The following is a 26,328-nucleotide window of genomic DNA, read 5'->3' as shown; positions in this document are numbered from 1 at the left end:
TAATAAAATGACAAGAGATCGAACCGAGTAAAGGAGCAGGGTGCAAGATGGCAATAGGCAATCAAGAAAAGATATATCATGCTATAAGAGATAGCCAGCGCAAACGTAGTCGGAATACCGAAAGGATAACCTACGACAACCGACTGGCGTCTTTAACCTTGCTAAAAGACATACTCACGAAACATGAACAGCAGTGGCTTGACGTCTTGAAACAAGACTTGGGGAAAGCAGCTGTTGAAGCCTTCGCCTCTGAATTAGCTGTTTTATTAAATGAAATTGACTATGTATCTAACCAATTAAAAAAATGGATGAAGCCAACGAGTCACAAGCGTGCACTTCTCACAGGCGTAGAAAGAACGAAAACCGTTCGCCAACCGTATGGCAGTGTGTTGGTTTTATCTCCGTGGAATTATCCCTTACAATTATCTCTAATGCCAGTGATTGGGGCCCTGTCCGCTGGAAATGGCGTTGTTTTAAAACCATCTGAATTTGCACCAGCTACAAGTCGGTTACTCGCTGAGCTTGTTCCCAAGTATTTTGAACCAGACACGTTTTTTATAATCGAGGGTGACGAAGAAGTAGCGGAAACACTGACACAAATGGACTGGGATTTTATAGTGTTTACTGGAAGTGAACGAATAGGAAGAAAGGTGTACGAAGCAGCTGCCAAATATTTAACACCAGTGTTATTGGAGCTTGGCGGAAAAAACCCATGTATAATGGACAAAACAGGTATAACACCTGAGGCTATCAGACAGATTGTTTGGGGGAAGTTTTTAAATGCCGGGCAAAGTTGCATTGCTCCCGACACGCTGTACGTGCCACGAGACTCTTATCAAGAGGTGATAAACCAAATCACTCAGTGCATCGAATTATTTTACGGCGAGAATCCTATACAGTCACCCGACTACGGCAGAATCATTCACCAAAAAGCATTTCAGCGTTTAGTTAATTATCTTGATGATGGGGATAGTTATTACGGTGGAGACTACGGTGAGGAGGATCTTTATATTAGTCCGACTGTTTTGATTAATACAAAATCGAACAGCGCTATTCAAAAAGAAGAAATATTTGGTCCCATTCTTCCGATTATGGCGTATGATTCTTTAAACGACGTGATTGATGAATTGAGCAACCGGCCTGTGCCTTTAGTTATTTACACATTTAGCAAAGATAAAGAAAACATCAAACGATTAAAACAGGAGCTGGAAAGCGGATCATTTAGTATTAACCAGGTCATTGCACATGCAACGAGTCCGCATGTTCCTTTTGGTGGAAAAGGTGCCAGTGGCATGGGGCGGTATCACGGAAGAGCTAGCTTTGAAGCATTTACCTATGAAAGAGCCGTCTATTCGAAAAAATCAGTGATTCCGTTCAAGAAGCAGTACCCACCTTATTCCGCTTTTGGATTGACTGCTTTACGCAAACTAAGAAACCATATTTTTTAAGGAGATGTCTATGATATACAGTTATGTGCTCATTTGTATCCTGTCATTAATTGGTGGTTCTCTTATCCTTTGGAAAGCGCCTAGGGTAACGAGAAGTGACCAGTCTACTCAACCGAACAGCCTTTCAATTATTATACCTGCTCGAAATGAAGAAAGTAATTTACCCACTCTATTAAAATCCTTAACGAAGCAAAGCCTGCAGCCGTTAGAAATAATAGTGGTTGATGATCATTCTGAAGACCAAACGGTAACGGTGGCAGAACAATACGGTGCCAAGGTCGTACAGTTAAAAGAAATGAAGGTGGATTGGATTGGTAAATCCGCGGGGTGTTGGGCCGGAGCAAATGCATCCAAAGGGGACAGGTTACTTTTTTTAGATGCCGATTGTTTTCTACCTCATCAAACGAGTCTGGCTAAAATCAATCAAAGCTTTGATGCACAAAAAGAGAAGGGGATTTTATCCATTCAGCCTTATCATGAGATTAAACGTGCTTATGAAAATTTATCAGTCTTATTTAACATCATGGTATTAGCGGGAATGAATCGTTTTTCCATTCTTGGGAAAAAATTGAAACCGGCAGGAGCGTTTGGCCCATCATTATTATGTAGCCGTGACTTCTATTTTGATATAGGGGGTCACGAGAGAGTCAAAGAATCATTAATGGAGAACATCGATTTAGGAAAATTAGTCTTAGAGAAAGATAGACCTGTCTCCTTATTAAGTGGGAAAGACAGTCTGCATTTCCGTATGTATCCTGATGGCATACGCAGCCTTATTCAAGGCTGGTCCAAAAGTTTTGCTACTGCTTCCGGTTCAACTCATCCAGTTATATTAATCGGAACGAGTTTATGGATGGCTGGCGCATTTATCACCTTTTTTGCGCTGCTTTATACCCTTATTCAAGGAAGTGCAGGTGGAATTATTCTGACGGTAATCGGCTACTTATTGTTTTATCTTCTTTTTTTGAGAATGGCTCGTTTAGCAGGTAACTTTAGTCCTCTGGTCTTGTTCGTTTATCCAGTGATTTTTATCTTTTTTGTGTCGATCTTTATATGGTCATTTATTAAAACCTTTTTATTCAAAACAGTTGATTGGAAAGGCCGAAAAGTTGAGGTCTAGGTAAGAGCAGATCATGCATGAACAGATACCTTAAGGAGCTGAATAGGGTGGCATTTAATTACGATCTTGATTTTGACAACATAAACTTTCGTGAGAAACCCGAGCTGTACAGAGTAGGGCGGGGAGAACAAGGTGTCCTCTTAGTTGAACCCTATAAAAGCGAAATTCTTCCCTACTGGCGGTTTAAAACACCGGATATGGCTAAAGAATCTTCTGAAAAAATATATGAACTGTATTTAGATTACAAAAAAGTAAATGATTTTGTCGGAATGGATATGGCTAGAAAGTTCTTACAAATGGGTTACACACGCGCTCGCCGTTATGCCAACTATAAAGGAGGCAGAAAATACGACGAGAACGGTGAGGTGAAAGAACGGGATATCGACCCAGTGAAAGCTGAATCGGCTTCTATTTTTGAAAAGAAATGGATTTTAGTCAGAGAAGATGAAGACTACCTTAAGTTGAAAAAAGAACACCAGAAGAAGTATGGCTAACCTATCGAGGGAGGAAAAGAGATGAAAGTAGTTGTCATTGGTGGAAGTGGGCACATTGGGTCGTACCTCATTCCTAAATTAGTGAAAGCCCATCATAAAGTCATTGAGATTAGTCGTGGGAAACGGGAACCTTATATGAAAGACTGGACATGGGAAAAAGCGACACACATTCACTTAGACCGAAGCAATGACCCAGACTTCCCCAAAAAGATTGCTGAATTAAACGCCGATGTGGTCATTGATTTGATTTGCTATACATTGGATGAGGTAAAAGAGATGGTCGCTGCTTTAAAAAAAACAAACCTTACCCACTATCTATACTGTTCGACCATTTGGACTCATGGAAGAGCAGAGACCTTACCAGCCGATCCGAATGCGATAAAATATCCAATAGATGAATACGGTAGGGAAAAATACGAGAGTGAAAAATATTTGAAAGAGGAATATCTACTCAATCAATTCCCAGCAACGGTTATTATGCCTGGGCAAATTTGTGGTCCAGGTTGGTCGATTATCAACCCATTGGGTTACGGAGATGATAGTGTTTTCCAAGAAATTGCTGATGGAAAAGAAATTAGCTTGCCTAACTGGGGAATGGAAACATTGCATCCAGTCCACGGTGAAGATGTGGCACAACAATTTGTCGATGCGATGAATCATCGAAATCAGTCCTTGGGAGAAAGCTTTCATGCGGTTTCTGCTGAATCACTCACAAATGCAAAGCAATTAATTGGCTACACACCCAAATATTCTGCATTGGAAGTAGTAGAGACAAGTATTCAAGGCTATATTGACCGAAAGGTGATTAACCTCTCATAAAGTAAAAACTAGCGGCAGTGGATTAATTATCTCCTGTCGCTTTTTATGGTTTATTTTCATATGGTCTAAGATAGCAGGGGTTATTCAGTCAAATCATATCTAAAGGGCACACAGTTGTCTCTTTAAATGAATGTATTTATTAGACCGTGATAGATTCATCGGGTATAATTCATAGAGATTGAATAAAGATGTAGGAAGCAGGAAGATTAATGAAACATCTAACCATCCTTATCCCGGCGTACAATGAAGAAGATGTGTTGCCGGCTTTACTAGAGCGATTGGAAAGAGTCATCGCTTTTATACCCAAATACACCTTTGACTATTTGTTTGTCAACGATGGCAGTACCGATCGCACTTTAGAGGTATTGAAGGAATTGAGTCACCAGTATGATAAGATCCGCTATATTGACTTATCCCGTAACTTTGGGAAAGAAACGGCGATGTTGGCGGGATTTGACTATGCCAAAGGGGATGCGGTAGTCGTGTTGGATGCTGACCTCCAACAGCCTCCTGAATTCATTCACGAGATGATTCATTGGTGGGAAAAAGGCTACGATGATGTTTACGCCGTTCGTGCCACACGTGAAGGAGAGTCAAGATTAAAAGAGTGGACATCAAAGACCTATTATAAACTTATCCAGAAAATGACTGCAGATAAAGTGTACCCATTGGCAGGGGACTTTCGGTTACTGGATAGAAAGTGCATTGAAGCTTTAAAACAACTACGAGAAAATGAACGCTATACAAAAGGAATGTATGGCTGGATTGGTTTCAGGAAAAAAGAAATGACCTATCATGCCGACAGCCGAGCTGCAGGAGAAACCAAGTGGAAATGGTCCTCTTTATTTAAACTTGCCGTAGACGGTTTAACTTCTTACAGCACGGTTCCTTTAAAAATCTGGTCGTATATTGGCATAGTTATTTCTTTCATGTCTTTTGTATTTTTAGCTTATGAAATAGGAAAGACGCTACTATACGGAACAGACGTGGCAGGCTACCCGACGCTTTTAGCGGCTATTTTATTCTTAGGAGGCATTCAACTCATCTCTTTAGGAGTCATGGGGGAGTATTTAGGTCGTGTCTTTATTGAAACAAAAGGCAGACCACCTTACTTCATTAGGGAACAATCAGAGGAACCAGTGATGTCTGAAAAGCCAATAGAACTCGATAGAAAGAAGGACACTCTTGATGACGTGGATTAAAGATCTGTTTGATCGCTACGGAGAAATAATTAATTACCTTATCTTTGGCGTCGCCACCACGGTCGTCAATATTGTGGTCTTTTTTCTTTTCGATACTATTTTATCTGTTCCTTATTTAATCGCCAATGCCATAGCAATTATCTTATCCATTCTGTTTGCTTTTTTTACCAATAAAAAGTACGTCTTCAAATCACAAGCGATGTCACGACAGGGCAACTGGGAAGAATTTGTACGATTTGTCAGTTTCCGAGTGTTGTCGGGTTTATTTGATATGTTAAGTATGTGGATCCTTGTCGATATGCTTTTATTTGGTACAAACCTAGCTAAACTACTGACTCAATTTATTGTTGTGGTACTGAACTATGTGTTCAGCAAGTTTTTTGTTTTCAAACAGGAGGAAGAGTAAAGATGGCTAAAGAAGATCGCTGGTTAAAAAAAGGAATAGATAAGCAAACGCTGCTGTTCTATTCAATAGCGTTCATTCTGATGAGCACGCTTATTTATAGTTATTTTGTTATAAAAGGCCAATCCTTTATTTGGGATGGAGATGGTTTATCCCAACATTACCTTCTTTTTTATGATTACGTAGATAAACTGCAAGGCCTTTTTAAAGGAGAAGGCTTTGCGCTCTGGGACTGGTCGATTGGGATGGGAGCCGATACCATCACCTCTTATGGTTATTATGTGATAGGCGATCCGTTTGTCTATTTAGGGGTGCTGTTTCCTCCAGCTTTAAGAGAACTGGCTTATCATTTACTTATTCTGCTTCGCATGTGGTGCGTTGGAGGGAGTTATTTACTATTAGCTAGGAAGATGAGTTTGTCACATGGCGCCGGTTTGATAGGGTCTGTGATGTATGCGTTTAGTCACTATGTGATTTATAATGTCACTCGTCACCCCTTCTTTATATTACCGATGATTTTCTACCCCTTATTATGTCTAGGGGTTGAGAAGCTATTTAAAAAAGAGTCTGGAGTGCTCTTTGCAGTGATGGTGGCCATAAGCGCCATCAGCAACTTTTACTTTTTCTATAAACTGACACTGTTAACTTTATTATTCGGTATCGTCCGTTATTATTCTCTATTTGGTCTAAAGGATGTCAAGCAGTTAGTTAAGATGTTATGGCGCTGTCTTTGCTTATACGCAATAGGTATACTCATATCAGCGGTTCTGTTTCTACCTATTGTTGGTGGCTTTTTGACCTCTTCAAGAAGTCCAGAAGGGGCATCAATCAATATGCTTTTCTACCCATTGAATTATTATTATTTATTACTAGTGAATGCTTTCACCCCGGGAACATATTTATGGACCGTTGGTGGCTTTTCTTTCTTTGCTTTATTTGCCATTCTCTTTTTATGGAGATGGCGTAAAAAAAAGGAATACCGTTTTGTCTTTCTTGCCCTCATTAGTTTAGGTATTCTCATTCTGTTTCCATTTTTTGGTTCGCTAATGAACGGATTAGCTGGACCTTATAATCGCTTCACCTTTGCTTTTCCCTTTTATCTAGCTTTAGCAAGTGGGTGGTTTTTTGATAACCGAGACAGCCTTAAAAGAACCGATCACCGTCAGATGACCGCTGCTCTCATCTTTTTTACGGTAATCAGTCTGATACAAATGGTATTGACGGATATGGTTTTGTTTTATGTCTTACCACTCCTGATTGGGTGGGGTATGCTTGGAACCTTAGTAAAAGAACAGTCTCAAAACTCTATTAAGGGTCGGTCATCTTCAGTATTCATTGTGTTGGTGATGTTAAATATGGCGGTCAATGCTATGGTGTTCTATTACCCTTTTGGAAAGAATGCGATGGCAGAAACGATTGATTATGGCGAAGCGGAAAAGAGTTACGCGAGCGTTTTTGGAGAATTAGAAACTTACCTGCCCGAAGACGAACTTTATAGAGTAGGCGTAACGTCGCGTGATAATCATGTCCGTAATCAGTTCATTTACTTGGATACAATGGGTTTAAATTCTTATTTGTCAATCACTGATGGGGATCTGGCTGGTTTTGCATATGAATTGGAGACTGGTGCATTTCAAGTGATTCAGCCATTAAGGAACGGTTTCGATGATCGGCGGATTGTGAATCACTTACTTGGTGTGCGCTATATTATAACTGAAGCTGAAAATGAAGCGTATCTTCCTTTCGGGTATGACGTTGTGCAGCAATCAGAAGAAGAGCCTTCTTTTATAATCGCTGAAACTCAACATGCTTATCCATTTGCCTATGTTGAGAACACGTGGATGCCTTACTCTGAATTTAATCAATTGAATCCCGTTGAAAAAGAAGCCTTTTTAGCTGAAGGGGTTGTATTGGACGACCATCACTCTATAGATGGTCTAAGTTTATTTGATGGCAATCTAGCCGTAGACGAACTTGCTTTTGAAATAGAATCAGTTGATGGGCAACTTGAACAGATTGGCGATTCTCAGTTTGATGTGCTCACTGACGACGGCCAATTGATCATCAGCTTTTTAGATGCGGAGGAAACTATCGGAAAAGAAGTTTACTTACATTTAGAAGGATTGGACTATGAACCGCTGACCGAAAGTGTACTGGTTGCGCCGAATACAAGTTACCGTTTAAGGGTCCGTTACGGCGAACAAGAAAAGAGTATATTACAATCTGATCGATTCTCTTTTAGTTCGTATTTCCACCGTGAAAACATGCTCTTTCATATGGGGCATGTGGATGAAGCAGAAGAGACCATGACTCTTCAATTTGATGATGCGGGTCACTACCAGCTCGAAACTATCACGGCCTATGCTTTAGACGTCGATGAAGAAAGAGATGAAGCTATTGCTGCTCAAAAGGAAGCACAGGCCTTGTCAGTCTCTACATTCACAGATGGAACAATTGTCGGTCAACTAAACCAGACGAATCCAAGCCTACTGGTCACTTCAATTCCTTATACAAGTGGATGGAAAGCTCAAGTGAACGGGGAAGAAGTAGACACGGTTAAAACCAATATTGGCTTCATTGGCATTCCGTTACCAGCAGGAGAGGTAGAAGTTGAACTCACTTACCAGACACCCTTATTGACAGCCGGAATGGGAATGAGTCTTTTAGGACTAGCGTTGTTGGCTATTTACCGTTTTGTGCTGTTTCCAAAGAATCAGTTAACGTTTTGTAAAAAAAGGAGAGTGGCAAAAAAATGAAAATTAACTTTACGAAGTCTCAATACCGAGCCCTAATTGATTTAGTCTATTTAGGGGATATGATGACAAATGGGATACGCGCAGAGGATTGTATTGAGGAGTATGAAGAGCTTAGAAAGTACATCTATTCCTTTGCAAAAGAAATGGGATACGAGCATCTCATAAAGCAAGAAGGAAAACAGTACTATGAGACGAGAGAGTATGAAGATAGCCGAGTTGCAGAGTATATAGAGGAATATGATGGAGAAATATTTTGGACTGAATTAGCCAGTCGATTGGCCTTTAGAGATACTAGTAATCTTCAAAACATGTTAAATGAGAAAATGGAAGGGGACACCTACTTGAGAGAAGCCTGGAAAAAGGAGAATGACTATTTAACAGAATTCGGAGAAAACGGACTGAAAAACATACGGGTTAATTTTGATAAAAAGGATAGCTGATTGGAGGAATCTAATATGAAACACATCGTATTAACGGGTGGAGCAAATGGCATTGGCCGGGCGATAGTGGAACACTATGTCGATAAAGTAGAACTCTACGTTATAGATAGCAATGATCAAGCCGGAAGAGCACTGGAAGATAAATTTTCTTCTCCTCATCTACATTTCTTTTATGGTGACTTAGCTGAGAAATCATCTTTAGACAGCTTTATTCGTTTCGTCTTGGATAAAACTGAGGTCATCGACGGTATCATTCATAACGCAGCAATAAATCATGGCGGACTCTTATCTAAAGCAAGTCTGGAAGAATTCATGGAAGTCATGCAAGTTAATGTTGGGACAGGCTATTACTTAACTCAACAATTAATGAAAAGCTTTTCCGATTCAGCGAGCATTATTTTAATGTCTTCCACCAGAAACCGTCAGAGTATGGCTGATAATGAAAGCTACAGCAGTTCAAAAGGAGCATTGCTCTCCTTAACCCATGCTTTAGCAAATAGTTTAAGAGGGAAAGCCCGAGTGAATACGATTAGTCCAGGTTGGATTGAGACCGGTGAGTATCAAATTGAAGAGTCACAAAGTCAACTAACTAAAGAAGATGCTGCTCAACACTTAGTTAAACGAGTAGGCCGTCCAAAGGATATCGTGCAGATGGTTGACTACTTGCTGGACGAGAAAAAGTCAGGCTTCATAACCGGACAAGAATTCGTCATAGACGGCGGGATGTCCAAGCAAATGATTTACCACGGTGAACACGGATGGACATATAAGAGTCAGATAGACTAAATGAAACGGTCATAGCTCCTTATATACTGAGCGTTTAAAACATCCCTACTCTAAAAATAGAGTAGGGATGTTTTAGCTATAGGAGGTATAATGTGTAAGCCTTTTCAATAAAAGTCAAAGATGTTAAGCTTTAATTAAGAAGTAAGCAGACGTGGAACTTAATAAATGAAGGGAGAAGATAGTGTGGAATTTAGTTGGGTTGATTTGTTGGCATCTTTTGGAGCAGGACTATTTGGAGCAGCGATTGGAGCATTACCTGCTTTTATCTTGACAGGGTTTTTCATATTAATAGGAACCATTGCAGTACTATCTGGAAGTGGATTTGATGTGATTAATTCTGGGGGCTTTGGTCCTTTGTTTGGTCCGCATACGGCTTTTGCCGGGGGTGTGGCAGCGGCAGCTTTTGCGGCTCAGAAAAAGCATATGGAAGATGGGAAAGATATTACTGTTGCTCTATCGGGCCTGGATAAACCTATTGTATTAGTTGTGGGCGGAATATTCGGTGCGCTTGGCTATATAATCAATGCAGGTTTAGGAGCTATTGTTGGAGAGTATACAGATACGATAGCACTGACGGTAATTATTTCAGCTATTATTGCTCGGCTAGTATTTGGAAAAAATGGTCTGTTTTCAGTAAGCAAAGAAGCAGAGAAAAGAGGACGTTTTACACCTGGTGGCGAACAAGTCTGGGTAGAATACCAGCAGGAGTGGACGCAAATTATAACTATTTGTCTTGGTGCGAGTATTATATCGGCTTGGATGGCTTTAGCCATAGAACCGATTGCACCGGAAGCGGCAAATTTTGTTGGTTTTGGCTTATCAGCCTTTTCCATTATATTTTTCCAGTTTGGTGTGAAAATACCTATGACTCATCACATAACGATTATTGCCGCTCTGGCTGCGACCACATCAGGTTCCTTATTGGTGGGTATTCTTATGGGAATCCTGTCAGGCATTGTAGGCGAGTGGATGGCTCGACTGTTTTTAATTCACGGGGATACCCATATCGACCCGCCAGCTAATGCGATTTGGATTATGACAACAATAGTTATACTGGGATCGATGATTTTGTAAGAGATGAACTGGTGTATGATTGAAAAATTAATTTATTAGTCTAATCGCTAGATAAAAGTAGTAGTAAAGACTAATAAATAGGTGTTATTAGTCTTTACGCGATCATATGAGCAGAGATTAGACTATTAAACCTACTTTATTAGTCTAATCAGCTGTAAAACAACAGACTATAGACTAATAAGCATCATCTATCTGAAGAACAATCTATTTATTCTGACTCTCTTATTTGTTAATTCAAATCACTCCCTCTATAATAAAAGCTGAGGAAGTAATTCGAAATGAAGATAAATACGAAAGGGGATCACTATGGGATTATTAGTTGACGGCAAGTGGCACGATAAATGGTATGACACGGATAAAAATGACGGACGATTCATTCGTACAGAATCACAATTCAGAAACTGGATTACACCTGATGGAAGCGCAGGTCCAAGTGGTGAGGGAGGCTTTAAAGCAGAAGCTGATCGGTATCATTTATATATAGCCAACGCCTGTCCATGGGCAAATCGAACGATGATCATGCGAAAATTAAAAGGGCTAGAAGACCTTATTTCCGTATCGGTTGTTCATCCTTACATGGGTGAACACGGATGGAACTTTGAAAAAGGCGAGGGCGTTGTACCCGATCCCATTATTAATGCCAAATATTTGTATGAACTCTACACTCACGTGGAACCCGAATACAGTGGTCGCGTCACGGTTCCTGTTTTATACGACAAAAAGCAGGATAAAATTGTAAATAATGAATCCTCTGAAATTATGCGAATGCTCAATACCGCATTTGATGAAGTGGGTGCTCAAAAAGGGGATTATTACCCGGAAGAACTCCGAGATGACATCGATGAGATCAACGACCGAGTGTACAATGCTGTGAACAACGGAGTGTATAAAGCGGGATTTGCGACGAAGCAAGACGTTTACACAGAAGAAGTGACACAATTGTTTGAAGCCTTGGATGAGTTAGAAGAACGATTAAGCAAGTCCCCTTACTTGGTAGGCAACACTGTAACTGAAGCAGATTGGCGGTTATTTACAACGCTCATTCGTTTTGATAGTGTCTATTACAGTCATTTTAAATGCAATATCAGACGGATCAGCGATTATAAAAACCTGTGGCGTTATACAAGAGAGTTATATAATTGGCCTGGTATTTCAGAAACCATCAACTTTGCCCACATTAAAGAGCACTACTATACGAGTCACCCCACACTGAATCCGACTCGAATTGTACCAGTTGGCCCAAAACTGGATTTCAGTTTAGAAGCTTAAATGATTCGTAAAAAAGGTAGTCACCCAAAAAGAGTGGCTGCCTTTTTATATTCTCAATGAAAACGCATTATAAAAGCGTTTTATATAATGAATAAATTAAATATGTATTAATAAATAAGTTGTTCCTCCGATAATAACTAGTGGCGTTCAAAGTTGAACAGACAATAGAAACATAGTGGAGGAAAAAAAGTGAAGATTACAACAAAATTATTAGGCTCGTATTTACTACTGGCCATAGTCGTATTGGTTCTTGGAGCTGTATCTGTATTTGGTTTAGACTCTATGGCGGATAACACGAAAGAATTGTATACCGATCGACTACAGCCAGCAATTATTTTGGCAGAGATGGCTCAGTTAATGGAAAATACCCGAGTTCACTTAATTACAGGGGTAGTAAATGGTGACCCAACTAGAGGTGTTCCGGCTTTGGAAAACGTAGCTGAAGTAAATGAACTCCTGGAAAGGTATCAAAGTACAAACTTGCATCCTGAAGAACGAGAGATTTTAGATGAATTAACTCGTAACTGGATTGAGTATTCAGATTATATTGTTATAACAGAAGAGCAACTTCAAGAAGAAAACTTTATCGATGCGATGAACAGTATCCGTGCTGGCGGTGCGTGGTATGGGGCAACGAACATGCACTTGATGAGCTTACTTGAAAAGACAGACGAATTGTCTTCGCAAGCGCATAGGGACAACGGGTCGCTATTCAGAAATTTAAGACGCATCATTATCTTTTCTGCGTTATGGTCTCTCGTCATAGCAATAGCGATGGGAACACTAATGGGTAGAAGAATAGGGCGCACGATAAAAGTCGTTTCTCATCAGTTACATACCATTTCACAGGGGAATTTAACTGGTAAACCAATTGAAACCAAGCGAAAGGATGAATTAGGGATTCTGATTAGAGCGACAAATAAAATGCAAGATGAATTAAAGCAACTCATTCATTCTGTTTCCAGTGCCACTAATCATGTCTTAATTTCGAGTGAAGAACTGAAGCATTCAACAAATGAAGTCGTCCAAGGAGCTGAACAAATTGCAATCACCATGCAAGAATTATCTTCAGGTTCTGAATCTCAAGCAATGTTTACAAGTGACCTATCCGAACACATGCATGAGTTTGTCGAAACGATTGAAGAATCTGTCAATCAAAGTGAGGATGTGTCCAGCTCAGCGACGCAAGTGAGAGAATTAACTGGTCAAGGACAACATTTAATGGACTCATCAGTTAAGCAAATGCACATGATTCATTCTCTGGTCAGAGAATCAGTGGGTAGTGTGAGAGGATTAGATCAAAAAGCTGAAGATGTGTCTTCTTTGATTACGGTTATCGAGGGTGTTGCTGAACAAACGAACTTACTCGCGTTAAACGCAACCATCGAAGCTGCACGAGCTGGAGAACACGGAAAAGGGTTTGCCGTAGTTGCCAATGAAGTGAGAAAATTGTCGGAAGAAGTTGCTCATTCAGTAACTGAAATAACTAGTATTGTTAAGAGCATGCAAGAAGAAACGTCTAAAGTCGTTGATGATTTAGAACACAGTTATGATGAGGTCAATCAAGGAAGTAAGCAAATTGAAGAGATGGGTGAAACATTCCAGACCATCTCAGCATCTATTGAAACGATGGATAGCACCATACATTCCATTACAGAAAAACTAGCAAATAATAAAGTGCAGACGATAAAAATGAGTACGAGTATCGAAGAAATTGCATCGATTTCAGAAGAGTCTGCTGCGGGGATTGAGCAAACATCAGCTTCATCTCAGCAAACAACAAGTACAATGCAAGAAGTATCAGCGAGCTCTGAGGAATTGGCTAACTTAGCTGAAGAACTGAACCGTATTGTTGAACGATTCCATATTTAAATAAAATGTAAAAAAGATGACAACACTCTTGTCATCTTTTTTTATGATGTGCCCACACACTTAACTATTAGTTAACTATGCCGATAATATAGGTATGTATTTATAGTTTTAGAAACCGGTTATATTAACGTTTAGGGGGAAAAGAATGAAGATTACAACGAAGTTACTGGGATCTTACCTTATTTTAGCGTTTATCGTGTTGGCTTTAGGGGTATTATCCTTATTTGGATTACATAGATTGAATACAAACTCGAGGGAATTAGTGATTGATCGGCTTCAGCCAGCGATTGTTTTATCTGACATCGCACAGTTGATGGAAAATTCCCGGGTAGAGATTTTAACAGGGGTGATCAATTCCGATCCGACTCGAGGGGAACGGGCTTTGGATAATATCGATCAGATTAATAACCAGTTAGCACTGTATCAAGAGCATAATTTAACTGAAGAAGAACAAGCTAGTTATAATGAACTCGCAAGAAACTGGGAAAATTTTGCAGCTATTTTAATTGAAACGGAAGCCTCATTAGCAGAAGGGGATTACCCTGCTGCGCGAAATGGTATTCGAGATGGTGGAGCTTGGTATGGCGCAGCCAATATGTATGTAAATGAACTGCTTGCATTGACTGAAGAGCTGTCAAATCAAGCCGCGGATGATAATGAAGAAGTCTATGAGCAACTTAGAGGATTGATTATCATCGCTATGGTGGTGGCAATTGTATTTGCCATAGCGGTTGCTGTGTTGATGGGTAAACTCATAGGTAAACCAATTAAAAAGATTTCTCATCGATTGACAGACGTATCTAAAGGCGATTTAACTGGTCAATCGATTCATTCAAAACGGAAAGATGAGATTGGTGTTTTGGAAAAGGCCACATCAATGATGCAAGAAGAATTAAAACACATTATAGTATCCGTTTCTCAAGCAACCAATCATGTGCTCAGTTCGAGTAAAGAGTTACGTCAGTCGACCAATGAAGTGGTTCAAGGCTCTGAGCAAATTGCGGTCACGATGGGCGAACTGGCTTCAGGATCAGAATCTCAAGCGACTCATACGAATGAATTATCCGAAAAAATGAGCAAGTTCGTCGAGAATATTGAAGAATCTGTTAGTCGCAGTGAAGACGTCCGTATGGAATCGACTACGGTCAGACATTTAACAGAGGAAGGTCAGAAAATGATGGATGCCTCGGTTACTCAAATGGACACGATTGATACCATTGTCAAGCAGTCAGTGGATGGGGTTCGTGGGTTGGATGAGCAATCAACTAAGGTGTCATCTTTAGTCACGGTCATTGAAGGGATAGCCGAACAAACAAATTTACTGGCCTTAAACGCTGCAATAGAGGCGGCACGAGCCGGGGAACAAGGAAAAGGTTTTGCGGTAGTAGCTGAAGAAGTAAGAAAACTATCCGTTCAAGTATCCGGTTCAGTAGATGAAATCACAGCAATCGTAGGAAATATGCAAAAAGAAACGTCCGAAGTAGTAGATGCCTTAGAAGACGGCTACGGTGAAGTGATTAAAGGGAAAGAGCAAATTCAAAAAACAGGCTTAACCTTTAGTGAGATAGCTAAGTCTATTGAACAGATGGAGCAAACGATTTATACCATTGCAGAAGCACTTGCTGAAAACAAACAACAAACAATAGACATGAGTGGTCGAGTAGAAGACATCGCGTCGATTTCAGAAGAATCAGCGGCTGGCATAGAAGAAACATCTGCTTCAGCCCAGCAATCGACAAGCACGATGCTAGAGATTTCTACTAGCACAGAAGAATTAGCTAGACTAGCAGAAGATTTAAATCTACTAGTCGACCGATTCGCAATTTAAAATAGGAAAAAAAGACAAGACGGGTGATTGAGTGACTCGTCTTGTCTTTTTTATCGTTAAGCGACGATGACGGCAAAGACGTCAAAATCAGCATGCTGAATAAAATATGATAGGATGAAAGAGTAGAGGTTACATACTCAAGTAAATAAGGAGGACAGAAGTATGACTGAATACAAACAAAAAATAGAGGCTGGCGTGGCAGCTGTGAAGGTAATCGAGAGTTGGGGAGTGAAGCATGTCTACGGTTTACCAGCTGGTTCGTTGAATTCCTGGATGGATGCCTTTAAAAAAGAAGAAGGCCGGATTCAATTTATTCAAGGGAGGCACGAAGAAGTAGGGGCCTTGGCTGCGTCAATGCATGCGAAATTTACTGGCGAAATTGGAGTAGCACTTGGATCAGCTGGACCAGGAGCCACGCATTTGATGAATGGTTTATACGATGCAAGGGAAGATGGCGTGCCAGTTCTGGCTATTATCGGCCAGCGCCCTGAAATGGAAATGAACATGGATGGCTTTCAAGAAATGAATCATAACCCTCTTTTTGCAGATGTGGCTGTTTATAACAGACGGGTGGCTTATCCAGAGCAACTGCCAAAAGTGATTGATGAAGCCATTCGAACAGCTCTAGCCAAAAAGGGCGTTGCGGCAGTAGAGGTCCCAGTGGATTATGGCTGGGTCGAAATTGACAACGACTCATGGTGGTCATCAGCTAACTCTCGCAAACCTTACCCTAAACCACCTCTTAATGATGCTGATATTGATGCGGCTGTTAACTTGTTAACTGAAGCAAAGCGGCCAGTTATTTATGCGGGGATCGGAACACGAGGACAAGGCGAAGCAGTCATGGCACTTTCTCGGAAACTGAAGGCACCTGTAGCCGTAACGGGTATTAACTATGATACCTTTCCTCATGACTTTGAAGCCTTGCTCGGTTCAGCGAATCGTGTATCTCGAAAACCAGCTGTTGACGTATTTGATGAAGCAGACACGGTCTTATTTGTTGGAAGCAATTACCCTTTTGCTGAAATCACCGATGTCTTTGATGGCATCAAAACCTTTATCCAAATTGATATCGACCCACACAAATTGGGTAAACGACATAAAACAGATGTGTCGATACTCGGGGATGCGGGAGACGCACTGAGGGCAATAACTGACAAACTAATTGAAAAAGAAGAAACCGGCTGGTACAGAGCCAATCTGAAAAATATTAAAAACTGGAAATCGTATACGGATAAGTTGGAGCGCAAAACAGAAGGTGAATTGCAATTCTATCAAGTGTATCATGCCATAAATCAGATGGCCGAAGAAGATGCCATTTACTCAATCGATGTAGGAAACACCACGCAAATATCGGTTCGCCACCTTCATTTGACACCGAAAAACCTGTGGCGGACATCAGGTGTTTTTGCAACCATGGGGAACGGTTTACCAGGTGCTCTCGCAGCGAAAGCTGATTATCCAAATAGGCAGGTTTGGAATTTGACGGGTGAAGGGGCCTTTGCAATGGTTATGCAAGATGTTATCACGACGGTTCAATATAACTTGCCCGTGATTAATGTCGTGTTTTCCAATGAAGAATATGGTTTTATCAAAGCTGAACAGGAAGAGACGAATCACCATTACTTCGGTGTCGATTTCAAAGATGTTGATTATGCAAAAATAGGAGAGGCTCAAGGAGCCGTCGGGTTCACCATTCGAGAAATTGGAGAAATCGATGAGGTGTTCAAACAGGCAGTAGCTGCCGAGAAATCTGGTCGAACCGTCGTTATCGACGTGAAAATTAATCATGACCGGCCTATTCCAACAGAAGATCTAGTACTTGACCCAGCCCACCATTCAAAAGAAGAAATCAAAGAGTTTAAAGAGCGTTATGAAGCTGAAGAGCTTGTTCCTTTCCGACTATTTTTAGAAGAAGAGGGACTGGAATCTAAGAAAGTTAAATAAGTGACAAAACCGCCTCTCATGAAACGAGAGGCGGTTTTGTCATTTATTTAATTAGACATCCGTACTATTCCGATCAATGCCATTGCCGACATCTCGAGTGGATACATTATCAGGTAAGTTTACCCCACTATTATTTTCACTGTCGTCACTAGCCGTTCGCGGTCCACTTTCACTTCTGTCGTTCGCGACGTCAGCGTTTAATGTATTCATCTCGTTAGACAGTTCTTTACCTTCATCAGCATCTTCTTTAACAAGAACAACAATGTCATGCTGATGGAGTTCTTGTTTAACCTCCTCGAGTAAATCACTGTTTACATCAATCTCATCAACAGTTGATAAAGTGAGTACGCTCTCTTTATTCAACTCATCTTTTTTGTCAGTAGAGGAGACTAATATAATGTCATCTTTTGAATGACCACGCATAACGAGAGTATCGACTGAACGAATGGCATCCTTTAACGATTCATAACTGCCTTCTAAAAACATGTGCATCATTAACATCCTCCTAATAAGCTTTATCCTTATTCATCCTCAGTATCTCGAATAGCTCCTTTTAAGTCATCTTTTGAAGAAGGCGGGTTTTTCAAAATGTCGCGAACTTTATCTAAATCAGGCTCAATATTCCAAGTAATGATACCAACGGGTGTATTGTCTTCTAAGAAATAAGCGACTTTTCCACCATCGACTTCATCAATAAAGTAATCCATCTCTGGGTCTAATGTTCCGATAGCTTTCCAAGATATATCGAACACATCAGAATAGAAATAAGGCGTATAGTTATAAGGTTCATTTGAACCGGCCATGATTTTACCTACAGCTGTTCCAGACTGGCGAGCATGATCCACGTGTTCGATTCGATTACGACCTAAAATGGGATCGGGGTAAGATACGATATCGCCTGCAGCGTATATGTTCTTGTCAGATGTACGTAAGAATTCGTCAGCAATGACGCCATCATCGACTTCCAAACCAGCTTCTTCTGCTAATGATAAACGAGGGTCTACACCCAGTCCAAGAACCAACATATCACCTGATATTGTTTCTCCGTTATCTAAAGTAACGACTAATTGATTGTCTATGATATCGTAAGACTCAGCTCGCGTACCGCTGATGAGTTTAATACCATGCTCACGATATGTGTCTTCATATTCTCTGGCAAATTCTTCTGGAAATCGGTTACCTCCAAGCATCTCTTCGGGGTAAACGAATGTCACATCAGTCTCGTTTAATTTCAAGTTAGCAGCTAACTCCGTCCCGATGTAGCTTCCGCCAACAACAATGGCATGCTTACCTGGACCGGCCAATGCACGTAGTTTGCGGTAATCGTCTAATGAACGGAAAGCAAACACTCGCTCGTCTTTGGGACCATCGATGCGTTGTGGTTCACCACCTGTTGCTAATAGTAAGGATTTGTACTCATAAACAGTTCCGTCTTCCGTTGTCACCGTACGGTTTTCTTTATCGATAGATGATACAACTGTTTCCAATACTAATGTTGCATTGGTTTTTTCAATCGTGTCAAACACAACATCATCCACAGTGAATTCTTCGTCGGTCCATAATTTTTTTGTTAGGGCAGGACGTGTATAAGGCTTATCCTGGTCTGAAGAAAGGATACCAATTGAACCCGATTGATCTAATTCACGAATCCCTTCGGCAGCATGAGCCGCAGCCATACCACCACCAATTATTAAATAATCAAACTGCTTCTTGTCTTGTTCCATCATTCATTATCTGCTCCTTTACTCATTTTATTTATATAGTTGCCACTGAACCACCGTCAACTCGGTAGTTCGAACCATTCACGAAGGATGCTTTATCTGAGCATAAAAAGGCAATAACAGCAGCTGTTTCTTCGACCGTACCCCGACGTTTCAATTCCAAATGGGGTTTGTTGTCTTTTAACATCTTCTCAACAGCTTCATCGAAAGAGATATCATGTTGATCGGCCATGTCTTGGACTAATTTGTCAGTCATTGGCGTCTCAATAAAGGCAGGGGAAACAGCATTAACGAGAATACCCTCTGTAGCATAGGTTTTAGAGAGGCCTTTAGATAAGGATAAAATAGCTGCTTTGCTGCAGTTATAAGGCAGTTCATTTTTATAAGGTTGAAGACCATTTTCCGAGGATAGAAAAACGATTCGACCCCAACCGCCTTCTCGTAAATCAGGCAAGAATTCTCTCACGACACGTACGGGACCCAAAATATTGGTGTCCGTGAGCTGGACCCAGGCCTCGTCATCTAACTCGTGAAAAAGTCCCTGTTCACCTGCGATACCAGCATTTTGAACAAGAATGTCAATCTTCCCAACTGATTCGTTCACATAGCTATGCAAAGACGCTAAATCTTCCATGTTTGTAATATCTGCTGGGTACGAGAAGAGTTTGTCTGATTGTCCAAGCTCTTCAGCCGCTTTACTCAATTGACTTTCTTCTAAATCACTTAAAACCACTATGGCTCCCTCATCCAAAAGCAGACGTGCCGTAGCTTTTCCTATACCGTTAGCTCCGCCAGTGATCAGAGCCACTTTTCCTTCAGTGCCTAAATCCATTCGACATCCCTCCGTTAAATGAAACGTTTAAAATAGAAACGCTTATTACATTTAAGCGTACTATTATGCGAAAAAAACTGCAAAGATTTGGCATTGAGGTCAATTGGGAGATATAAAAGAATTAAAAGCCGTCATGCTCCTTTAAAAATTGTTGTTCTTCTTCAGTAGACTCTCGGTTTAAAATGGTATTGCGGTGAGGGTAGCGACCGAACTGGTGGATAATATCTGCATGTTCCTGTGCATAAGGGTAAAACGATTCAAGTCCATCCTGAGAAAAGAGACGAACTGATAAATCTTGAATGAGCCGAGACTCTGAATGCATGAAAGGCATATATAAAAAGCCCAACTGTTGAGCATCTAAAGAATCTAATTCATCTGAAGAAATAGCTTCTTGGGAAAGAGCCAATGCCAAGTTATCGTATTTAAAAGCATCGGGAGACTCACGATACATATTCCGTGAAAACTGGTCCAAGAGAATGATTTCAGCCAGCCTACCTTGTATGGTTTCGCGCCAACGCCACAACTCACCAGCCGCTGCTTTAAGGTGCAACTTACCAAAGCGCTGAGTTATGTCTTGATCTAAAGCTTCATCTTTAGCAAACCACTGTTCCTCACTTAGTTCATTAAACCAAAAATCTAAAACGGTCTTTGCTTGCTCATCTATCGCCATTTTATCTTCTCCTTTAATCGTTTGTTACGTTAAGCATACCATGCAAAAGGCCATCACATAAAGAAATGAAGCGCGGTCATTTTTAATCCGATATAATAAAAGCAAAAGAGGATAGGAGTGTTAGTATGTCGACTATTATCTGCCCCAAATGTGGTAGTTCAGCCATCAAAGAACGAAAAAAACAAACACCAAAGGAAAGGAATCAAGATAACAAAAACAGAATGAGGCATGCATACAAGTGTGAGACCTGCAAAGGACTATTCGGAAGAGTGTATGAATATAAAGAGTATTCACCTGAATACCAATGCTACCAACTTGAATTTACTGTTGGTGGCTTTCGTGACGGCTATAAAACCATCCAAATAGAACAAGCAGATGGGTATGCAAATATAACTGTTTATCCTCCGGTCATTCGATATGATGGTATTCAGTATACGGCGCACATTCCCTTGTCTGATTGGGAAGACATAAAAGACGACCTGTTCAATCAGTTATTTATCTTATCATGGAAAAAGAATTACATGAATCACGATGTAATGGACGGCACACAATGGGAAGTGATTTTAACCTTTGACAACAGAAAGCCTTTAAAAATAAGTGGGTCGAATGATTTCCCAGTATTATATAATCAGTTTCTAGATTTAGTGAATCCATATTTTGACTTGCTTGGAGTAGAAATAGCAGGGTATCATACCCTCTTAAATAAGAGATAAATTCCGACAAAACGGTCAGTTGATTTTATTTTTTTGAGACGACGATAAAACTTTGTTAAGTTAAAGATGTAAGAAAGGTGAGGCTTTAATAGAAAGAAGAGCGTAACGATTATTTACTAAAGAAGAAAGTAAAACAGCTTTCGCCATACTATAACCAGACTTTATAAACTAATACACCTTACTTCTCCCCATCGATACGCTCGGTGGGGTTTTATATTGTTACCGCAAAGGATATAGTTGAAATGAAAAAAGAAAAAAGGAATACGTAGCAAGTGATAACAAACTTTTATGGGGTGAAACGTGTAGCGAAAGCTAAGCAGTGGTATAGTAGAGATAGAGTGAATGAGAAGGGATGAAAACTTATGAGATTAAGTGTTTTAGATCAAGCACCGATTACAAGTGGCAATACAGGTCAAGGTGCAATAGAAAAAGCCGTCGAATTGGCTCAGACAGCTGAAAAGCTAGGTTATTATAGAATGTGGATGGCAGAGCATCACGGCAGCGATTCATTCGCCAGCTCAGCTCCAGAAATCATCACAGCTTACATTGCTGCTAAAACGGAATCAATTCGTTTAGGTACGGGAGGAACAATGATGATGCACTACTCCCCTTTAAAAATGGCAGAAGTATTCAAGACATTAAGTGCACTGGCTCCAGGCCGAATTGATTACGGAGTAGGGCGAGCACCTGGTGGAGATCAACATTCTATTTATGCTTTATCACAAGGAAATGAACCGGATTTTGAAAACATGTATGAAAAATTAGACGTCGCACTCGACTTAATCAAAGACCATATACCGAACGATATGCTGTATAGTCGAACGATTGCGTCTCCCCAGCGTGTCACCTTACCAGAATCATGGTTACTTGGATCAAGTGGAAATAGCGCCATTCGTGCGGGAAGAATGGGTTTAGGCTATTCCTTTGCTCAATTCTTTTTACTCGGAGCAATGAGAAAAGAAATTTTCGACTTATACCGAGAAAACTTTACACCGTCTGAATTTATGAAAGAACCCAACATCAGTGTGGCTTATTTAGTCACTGTGGCTGAGACAACTGAGGAAGCTGAATATCAAGCGAAGCCTCAAGACATTGCCCGCCTCAGATTAGGACAGGGACGCATGCAACCGTTGATGACACCTGAAGAAGCCAAAGATTATCCTTTAACTGAAGATGAGTTACGAGGCATCCAACAAAATCGTCCGATACATCTGGTAGGAACAGCTAAAGAAGTTGCTGACAAATTGCGCCAAGACCAAGAAACGTTCGGTTTCCAAGAGGCCATGATTTGTAGTATTGCTCATTCACAAAAACAGCGATTGAAAACCTATGAATTATTAGCAAAAGAAATGATACCATCAAACTAAAGAAAGAGGTCACTTGAATGCTAGTTAAATTAATTGAACCCTTAAGAGTACCAAAAGATTATATTGATGAATTAGCTCAACCAATAAAAGATAAAGGCCATGAATTCGTTTATTATGATGAAAAGACAACTGACCCACAAGAGTTGTATGAACGCAGTAAAGACGCTGATATTTTGATGATCGCCAATAATCCTTTGCCAAATGAAGTGATTGAACAATTGGACAAGACTCAACTCATCAACGTTGCTTTTACAGGAATTGACCATGTGGGCAGCCAAGCGAGAGAAAAAGGCATTAATATTAGTAACGCGGCTGGGTATTCTGACCAATCCGTTGCAGAACTGGTTATTGGTTTAACCTTAGATGTGTATCGCTCTATTTCTCAGGGCAATACTGATATCCGAAAAGAAGAGTTTCCAGGCATGATTCAAGGTCGAGAAATAAAAGGAAAAACAGTAGGAATTATCGGTACAGGAAAAATCGGTTTACAGACCGCTGCTTTGTTTAAAGCCTTTGGAGCGAAGTTAATAGGCTACAACCGCACAGAAAAAGAAGAGGCAAAAGAACTCGGCTTGGAGTATAGAGGTTTAGACGAATTGCTGAAAGAAAGTGACATTGTTTCGGTTCATTTACTGTTAAATGACGAAACGAAGGGTACGCTCTCTAAAGAGAAGCTAGCCTTAATGAAGGAAACAGCTATTTTAATCAACTGTGCAAGAGGGCCGATTATTGATAATGATGCTTTGGCGGCATTATTGAATGAAGGGAAGATTTCAGGAGCCGGTTTAGACGTGTTTGATATGGAGCCGCCTATCCCATCTGATTACCCATTATTGCAAGCGAAAAATGCAGTGCTAACGCCACACGTTGCTTATTTAACTGACGAAGCCATGGTCAATCGCGCAAAAATAGTCTTTGAGAATACGGTTAAATTTCTTGATGACGAACTGACAGACTTTATGTAATAGGGCAGAATAGACCCCTTTCTTAATTTAAATAAAACCCCATTAAACGAGTTGGCTTGAATAGGCTTGCCAAAGAGTTTAATGGGGTTTTTAATATGCAGTTCAGAGAATAAACCGTGACTGAAGTGCAGGTTAAAGCCGTTTAATGTGCAGTTCAGAGAATAAACCGTGACTGAAGTGAAGGATAAACAGTTATCTTCTGTATTAGTTACTTAAAGCATTCAATTCGTCACGCAAATACTCAGCTAGATGGAGCATAGCGAACGTTTCGGCTGCTTTTTCGGCTTCTTCATTGTAATTGGTATTTGTGTTCACGTCGTATGAGTAAACGTCGCCTTTTTCATCGATGATAAACTCTATAGCGGCAACATCGATACGCTGATCTTTCAAAAAAGCTTCGTAACGATCTATTTGCTCTTTTGGAAGAGGATCAATTATCGTAAATTTACTCTCCTCAGCAATAGGCTTCCCATCTGGTCCGATTTGGCAAATATCAGCTGGGCACAATTCAAAACCGTCACTCGAATCGACTTTGACGGAATAAAGATACTTACCGCCAATAAATTCAGCACGAATAATATGACCGTCCGGGGATTTGATATACTGCTGAACCAAGGTAATCCCATCAATGGAGTCTTCAAAATCCGGTCCATCCATGTAGGTGGTTAATTCGTTGATCGAGTAGAGCAACTGTACGCCCAGTCCTTTACCCGCACGGTTATGTTTAATGATAAAAGGGAACTCATTCAACTGTTCAGCGGCTTTAACGATGTTATCCTTACCAACGGCTCCAATTGTTTTAGGCGTTTGGATCCCATTTGCCTGTAATGCTAAATATTGCTTCAACTTACTGACTTCCAAGTTAATGGCACCTGTTCCGTTTATCACGCGAGCCCCTTTTTGTTCGAGCCACGTTAACACTTGCTCAGTTAATTCGGGAGCGTATCGGTTGCCTCGAGTGTGAGAAGAGGCGCTCATCCGGTTGTAATAGAGTCCGTCTTCAGGAAGGGATTGGATGTCTACTAATCCGTCTCCTAAATGCCAGTCTTCGTAAGGCACATTCAACTCATCCAATCGAGCGGTTAAATGCCTCGTCCAATCCATGTTTTCATGTATAATATAAACTTTTTTCAAATGATCTATCTCCTTTTCAAGGCATTGCTAGTGTAGTCAACAGTAGTAGTATAGTATGTATTCGGCTCAATGACAAACAGAGTGAATAATCATGCCGGTCTTTTCTCTGTACTCAAGAATGAATAGTCTTTGAGTATGGAGAAAAGAGCCAGTTATCTCCATACTCAGTCAATTTTTTAATTTGAGTATGGTTAAACCGACTCTTATATGCTCAACTTAACCCCAAAAAAGAGCCAGCTCCATAGAAGCTGACTCATCTCTTCCAGTATTTAATTATCCGCAATAAGAAGCGACGACAGCTGCCATGGATTTGGCGCTGATGATCAAGCTGTTCTCGTCGATGTCAAATTTAGGATGGTGGTGTGGGTACCAATCCTTGTCTGTGGGCTGAGCGCCGACATAAAAGAAGGATCCAGGTTTTTCCTGTAGATAATAGGCAAAGTCTTCTGAAGGGGATTGTGGTTCCACTTCAACCACGTCCGTAACTTCAGCAATTTGAGCTTCTACTAAAGCATCGCGAACCTTATTCGTGACGGTTTCATCATTGATTAAGACAGGGTAGTCATTGACGTAATCCAGTTCAACAGTCACGCCATACATTTCTTCAATTCCTTTAGCGATTTGACGCACTTCTTTTTCTACTTTTTCTCGGGCTGATTGAGACATCGCTCGAACATCGCCTTCTAACGTCACAGCATCTTTAATAATATTAAACTGACCTTTTCCGTCAAAAGAACCGATAGTAACAACGGCTGTGTCAAATGGATCGATGCGTCGACTAATAATCGTCTGAACATTCATGACAAAAGCGCTGGCTGCGACAATGGAGTCATTTGCTGTATGGGGTGAAGCGCCATGTCCGCCTCGACCTTGGACTTTCATGACAAATTTAGCACGGCCAGTCTGAGTTTCACCACTTCTGTAAAAAACTTTGCCACTTTCCATAGAGGACATCACGTGAATACCTAAAACGGCATCGACATCATCCAGTACACCCGCTTTAACCATACCAAGTGCACCACCTGGCGGCATTTCTTCAGCAGGTTGGTGAATAATACGAACGGATCCATTGAGTTGGTCTTTCATTTCTGCTAGAGTTTCCGCTAGTACTAGCATATAAGCCGTGTGTGCATCGTGGCCACAAGCATGCATAACACCTTCGTTTTTAGATGCGAAAGGCAAATCGGTTTCTTCTTTAATAGGCAAGGCATCAAAGTCAGCTCTCAATGCAATCTTTGGACCATCGCCATTCCCTTTGATATCCACTACAATGCCTCGTTCACCACCAAAGTTCGTTTGGATGGCATCAATAGGCGCATCTTTATAGAACTCTTCAATGTAAGCGGCAGTCTGTTCTTCTTCAAATGATAATTCAGGGTGAGCATGAAGGTAGCGACGAATCTCTATCATGCGTTCTTCTTTTTCTTCTAATTGTTTCGTTAAATCTTCTAATAAAGCCATGAAAAAT

23 protein-coding genes are annotated in these 26,328 nt (G+C 40.6%); 17 read left to right on the top strand and 6 right to left on the bottom strand.

Going from position 1 to position 26,328, the window contains the following annotated elements:
* The first annotated feature begins 47 nt into the window (after positions 1-47).
* From C3945_RS02045 to spxB, 14 genes are all read left to right on the top strand, one after another.
* On the top strand, positions 48-1,448 hold the full coding sequence (locus C3945_RS02045; RefSeq protein ID WP_161878026.1) for an aldehyde dehydrogenase family protein: 1,401 nt from the start codon (positions 48-50) through the stop codon (positions 1,446-1,448).
* A gap of 10 nt (positions 1,449-1,458) precedes the next feature.
* Complete coding sequence (locus C3945_RS02040) at positions 1,459-2,568, top strand: glycosyltransferase (RefSeq protein ID WP_161878025.1); 1,110 nt, start codon at positions 1,459-1,461, stop codon at positions 2,566-2,568.
* A 47-nt stretch (positions 2,569-2,615) separates the two neighbouring features.
* Positions 2,616-3,062 carry a DUF4385 domain-containing protein gene (locus C3945_RS02035; RefSeq protein ID WP_161878024.1) on the top strand — a complete coding sequence of 149 codons (447 nt, stop codon included), beginning with the start codon at positions 2,616-2,618 and terminating at the stop codon, positions 3,060-3,062.
* A 21-nt stretch (positions 3,063-3,083) separates the two neighbouring features.
* Positions 3,084-3,881, top strand: coding sequence for an NAD-dependent epimerase/dehydratase family protein (locus C3945_RS02030; protein WP_161878023.1), 798 nt, complete (start codon positions 3,084-3,086; stop codon positions 3,879-3,881).
* Between the two features lie 209 nt (positions 3,882-4,090).
* Complete coding sequence (locus C3945_RS02025) at positions 4,091-5,083, top strand: glycosyltransferase family 2 protein (protein WP_161878022.1); 993 nt, start codon at positions 4,091-4,093, stop codon at positions 5,081-5,083.
* Positions 5,070-5,489 carry a GtrA family protein gene (locus C3945_RS02020; RefSeq protein WP_161878021.1) on the top strand — a complete coding sequence of 140 codons (420 nt, stop codon included), beginning with the start codon at positions 5,070-5,072 and terminating at the stop codon, positions 5,487-5,489. Before C3945_RS02025 ends, C3945_RS02020 begins: the two co-directional genes overlap by 14 nt.
* Before the next feature lie 2 nt (positions 5,490-5,491).
* Entirely contained in the window at positions 5,492-8,242 is a 2,751-nt protein-coding gene (locus tag C3945_RS02015; RefSeq protein ID WP_161878020.1) for a YfhO family protein, read from the top strand.
* A complete protein-coding gene (locus tag C3945_RS02010; RefSeq protein ID WP_161878019.1) occupies positions 8,239-8,682 on the top strand; it encodes a hypothetical protein in 444 nt (147 codons plus the stop codon). The genes C3945_RS02015 and C3945_RS02010 overlap by 4 nt, the downstream gene beginning before the upstream one ends.
* Positions 8,683-8,697: 15 nt before the next feature.
* Entirely contained in the window at positions 8,698-9,468 is a 771-nt protein-coding gene (locus C3945_RS02005; protein ID WP_161878018.1) for an SDR family oxidoreductase, read from the top strand.
* 183 nt (positions 9,469-9,651) lie between these two features.
* Positions 9,652-10,542, top strand: coding sequence for a hypothetical protein (locus C3945_RS02000; protein WP_202623266.1), 891 nt, complete (start codon positions 9,652-9,654; stop codon positions 10,540-10,542).
* Positions 10,543-10,848: 306 nt separating this feature from the next.
* Positions 10,849-11,811 carry a glutathione S-transferase family protein gene (locus C3945_RS01995; RefSeq protein WP_161878016.1) on the top strand — a complete coding sequence of 321 codons (963 nt, stop codon included), beginning with the start codon at positions 10,849-10,851 and terminating at the stop codon, positions 11,809-11,811.
* A 189-nt stretch (positions 11,812-12,000) separates the two neighbouring features.
* The gene (locus tag C3945_RS01990; protein WP_202623265.1) at positions 12,001-13,683 is read left to right on the top strand and encodes a methyl-accepting chemotaxis protein; all 1,683 of its coding nucleotides are present in this window, start codon (positions 12,001-12,003) and stop codon (positions 13,681-13,683) included.
* Positions 13,684-13,828: 145 nt separating this feature from the next.
* Positions 13,829-15,511, top strand: coding sequence for a methyl-accepting chemotaxis protein (locus C3945_RS01985; protein ID WP_161878015.1), 1,683 nt, complete (start codon positions 13,829-13,831; stop codon positions 15,509-15,511).
* Between the two features lie 162 nt (positions 15,512-15,673).
* Positions 15,674-17,458 (top strand): pyruvate oxidase, encoded by a 1,785-nt coding sequence (gene spxB, locus C3945_RS01980; protein ID WP_161878014.1) that lies wholly within the window; start codon positions 15,674-15,676, stop codon positions 17,456-17,458.
* Between the two features lie 51 nt (positions 17,459-17,509).
* Here the strand turns inward: spxB and C3945_RS01975 are convergent, their stop codons facing one another.
* The 4 genes from C3945_RS01975 to C3945_RS01960 all read right to left on the bottom strand — a co-directional run bounded on the left by C3945_RS01975 (position 17,510) and on the right by C3945_RS01960 (position 20,681).
* Positions 17,510-17,953 (bottom strand): hypothetical protein, encoded by a 444-nt coding sequence (locus C3945_RS01975; RefSeq protein ID WP_161878013.1) that lies wholly within the window; start codon positions 17,951-17,953, stop codon positions 17,510-17,512.
* A 26-nt stretch (positions 17,954-17,979) separates the two neighbouring features.
* Positions 17,980-19,185: an NAD(P)/FAD-dependent oxidoreductase gene (locus C3945_RS01970; protein WP_161878012.1), complete on the bottom strand. Its 1,206-nt coding sequence runs from the start codon at positions 19,183-19,185 to the stop codon at positions 17,980-17,982.
* Between the two features lie 28 nt (positions 19,186-19,213).
* Positions 19,214-20,011 carry an SDR family NAD(P)-dependent oxidoreductase gene (locus tag C3945_RS01965; protein ID WP_161878011.1) on the bottom strand — a complete coding sequence of 266 codons (798 nt, stop codon included), beginning with the start codon at positions 20,009-20,011 and terminating at the stop codon, positions 19,214-19,216.
* 121 nt (positions 20,012-20,132) lie between these two features.
* The gene (locus C3945_RS01960) at positions 20,133-20,681 is read right to left on the bottom strand and encodes a DUF924 family protein (RefSeq protein ID WP_202623264.1); all 549 of its coding nucleotides are present in this window, start codon (positions 20,679-20,681) and stop codon (positions 20,133-20,135) included.
* Positions 20,682-20,806: 125 nt separating this feature from the next.
* Between C3945_RS01960 and C3945_RS01955 the strand changes: the two genes are divergently transcribed.
* From C3945_RS01955 to C3945_RS01945, 3 genes are all read left to right on the top strand, one after another.
* Positions 20,807-21,394 carry a hypothetical protein gene (locus C3945_RS01955; RefSeq protein WP_161878010.1) on the top strand — a complete coding sequence of 196 codons (588 nt, stop codon included), beginning with the start codon at positions 20,807-20,809 and terminating at the stop codon, positions 21,392-21,394.
* Between the two features lie 362 nt (positions 21,395-21,756).
* Entirely contained in the window at positions 21,757-22,761 is a 1,005-nt protein-coding gene (locus C3945_RS01950) for an LLM class flavin-dependent oxidoreductase (protein ID WP_161878009.1), read from the top strand.
* Between the two features lie 17 nt (positions 22,762-22,778).
* Complete coding sequence (locus C3945_RS01945) at positions 22,779-23,726, top strand: 2-hydroxyacid dehydrogenase (RefSeq protein WP_161878008.1); 948 nt, start codon at positions 22,779-22,781, stop codon at positions 23,724-23,726.
* A 204-nt stretch (positions 23,727-23,930) separates the two neighbouring features.
* On the opposite strand, the gene C3945_RS01940 is transcribed toward C3945_RS01945, so the two are convergent.
* Both C3945_RS01940 and C3945_RS01935 read right to left on the bottom strand, forming a co-directional pair.
* Positions 23,931-24,830, bottom strand: a complete 900-nt coding sequence (locus C3945_RS01940) for an ATP-grasp domain-containing protein (RefSeq protein WP_202623272.1) — start codon at positions 24,828-24,830, stop codon at positions 23,931-23,933.
* Between the two features lie 303 nt (positions 24,831-25,133).
* Positions 25,134-26,321, bottom strand: a complete 1,188-nt coding sequence (locus tag C3945_RS01935) for a M20 family metallopeptidase (protein ID WP_161878006.1) — start codon at positions 26,319-26,321, stop codon at positions 25,134-25,136.
* Positions 26,322-26,328 lie beyond the last annotated feature (7 nt).

The sequence above is a fragment of the Alkalibacterium sp. MB6 genome (assembly GCF_009935905.1).
GTDB lineage: Bacteria > Bacillota > Bacilli > Lactobacillales > Carnobacteriaceae_A > Alkalibacterium.
The sequence above is the reverse complement of the archived record's forward strand: the minus strand, read 5'-3'. Positions and strand labels throughout refer to the sequence as shown.

Bases quoted from the DNA above. Each gene is read 5' to 3' on its own strand.
- C3945_RS02045 (WP_161878026.1), top strand. From the start codon at position 48: ATGGCAATAGGCAATCAAGAAAAGATATATCATGCTATAAGAGATAGC.
- C3945_RS02005 (WP_161878018.1), top strand. From the start codon at position 8,698: ATGAAACACATCGTATTAACGGGTGGAGCAAATGGCATTGGCCGGGCG.
- C3945_RS01965 (WP_161878011.1), bottom strand. From the start codon at position 20,011: ATGGATTTAGGCACTGAAGGAAAAGTGGCTCTGATCACTGGCGGAGCT.
- C3945_RS02020 (WP_161878021.1), top strand. From the start codon at position 5,070: ATGACGTGGATTAAAGATCTGTTTGATCGCTACGGAGAAATAATTAAT.
- C3945_RS01995 (WP_161878016.1), top strand. From the start codon at position 10,849: ATGGGATTATTAGTTGACGGCAAGTGGCACGATAAATGGTATGACACG.
- C3945_RS01935 (WP_161878006.1), bottom strand. From the start codon at position 26,321: ATGGCTTTATTAGAAGATTTAACGAAACAATTAGAAGAAAAAGAAGAA.
- C3945_RS02010 (WP_161878019.1), top strand. From the start codon at position 8,239: ATGAAAATTAACTTTACGAAGTCTCAATACCGAGCCCTAATTGATTTA.
- C3945_RS01975 (WP_161878013.1), bottom strand. From the start codon at position 17,953: ATGATGCACATGTTTTTAGAAGGCAGTTATGAATCGTTAAAGGATGCC.
- C3945_RS02040 (WP_161878025.1), top strand. From the start codon at position 1,459: ATGATATACAGTTATGTGCTCATTTGTATCCTGTCATTAATTGGTGGT.
- C3945_RS01945 (WP_161878008.1), top strand. From the start codon at position 22,779: ATGCTAGTTAAATTAATTGAACCCTTAAGAGTACCAAAAGATTATATT.
- C3945_RS01955 (WP_161878010.1), top strand. From the start codon at position 20,807: ATGTCGACTATTATCTGCCCCAAATGTGGTAGTTCAGCCATCAAAGAA.
- C3945_RS01985 (WP_161878015.1), top strand. From the start codon at position 13,829: ATGAAGATTACAACGAAGTTACTGGGATCTTACCTTATTTTAGCGTTT.
- C3945_RS01950 (WP_161878009.1), top strand. From the start codon at position 21,757: ATGAGATTAAGTGTTTTAGATCAAGCACCGATTACAAGTGGCAATACA.
- C3945_RS01960 (WP_202623264.1), bottom strand. From the start codon at position 20,681: ATGGCGATAGATGAGCAAGCAAAGACCGTTTTAGATTTTTGGTTTAAT.
- C3945_RS01940 (WP_202623272.1), bottom strand. From the start codon at position 24,830: ATGGATTGGACGAGGCATTTAACCGCTCGATTGGATGAGTTGAATGTG.
- C3945_RS01970 (WP_161878012.1), bottom strand. From the start codon at position 19,185: ATGATGGAACAAGACAAGAAGCAGTTTGATTATTTAATAATTGGTGGT.
- C3945_RS02030 (WP_161878023.1), top strand. From the start codon at position 3,084: ATGAAAGTAGTTGTCATTGGTGGAAGTGGGCACATTGGGTCGTACCTC.
- C3945_RS02015 (WP_161878020.1), top strand. From the start codon at position 5,492: ATGGCTAAAGAAGATCGCTGGTTAAAAAAAGGAATAGATAAGCAAACG.
- C3945_RS02025 (WP_161878022.1), top strand. From the start codon at position 4,091: ATGAAACATCTAACCATCCTTATCCCGGCGTACAATGAAGAAGATGTG.
- spxB (WP_161878014.1), top strand. From the start codon at position 15,674: ATGACTGAATACAAACAAAAAATAGAGGCTGGCGTGGCAGCTGTGAAG.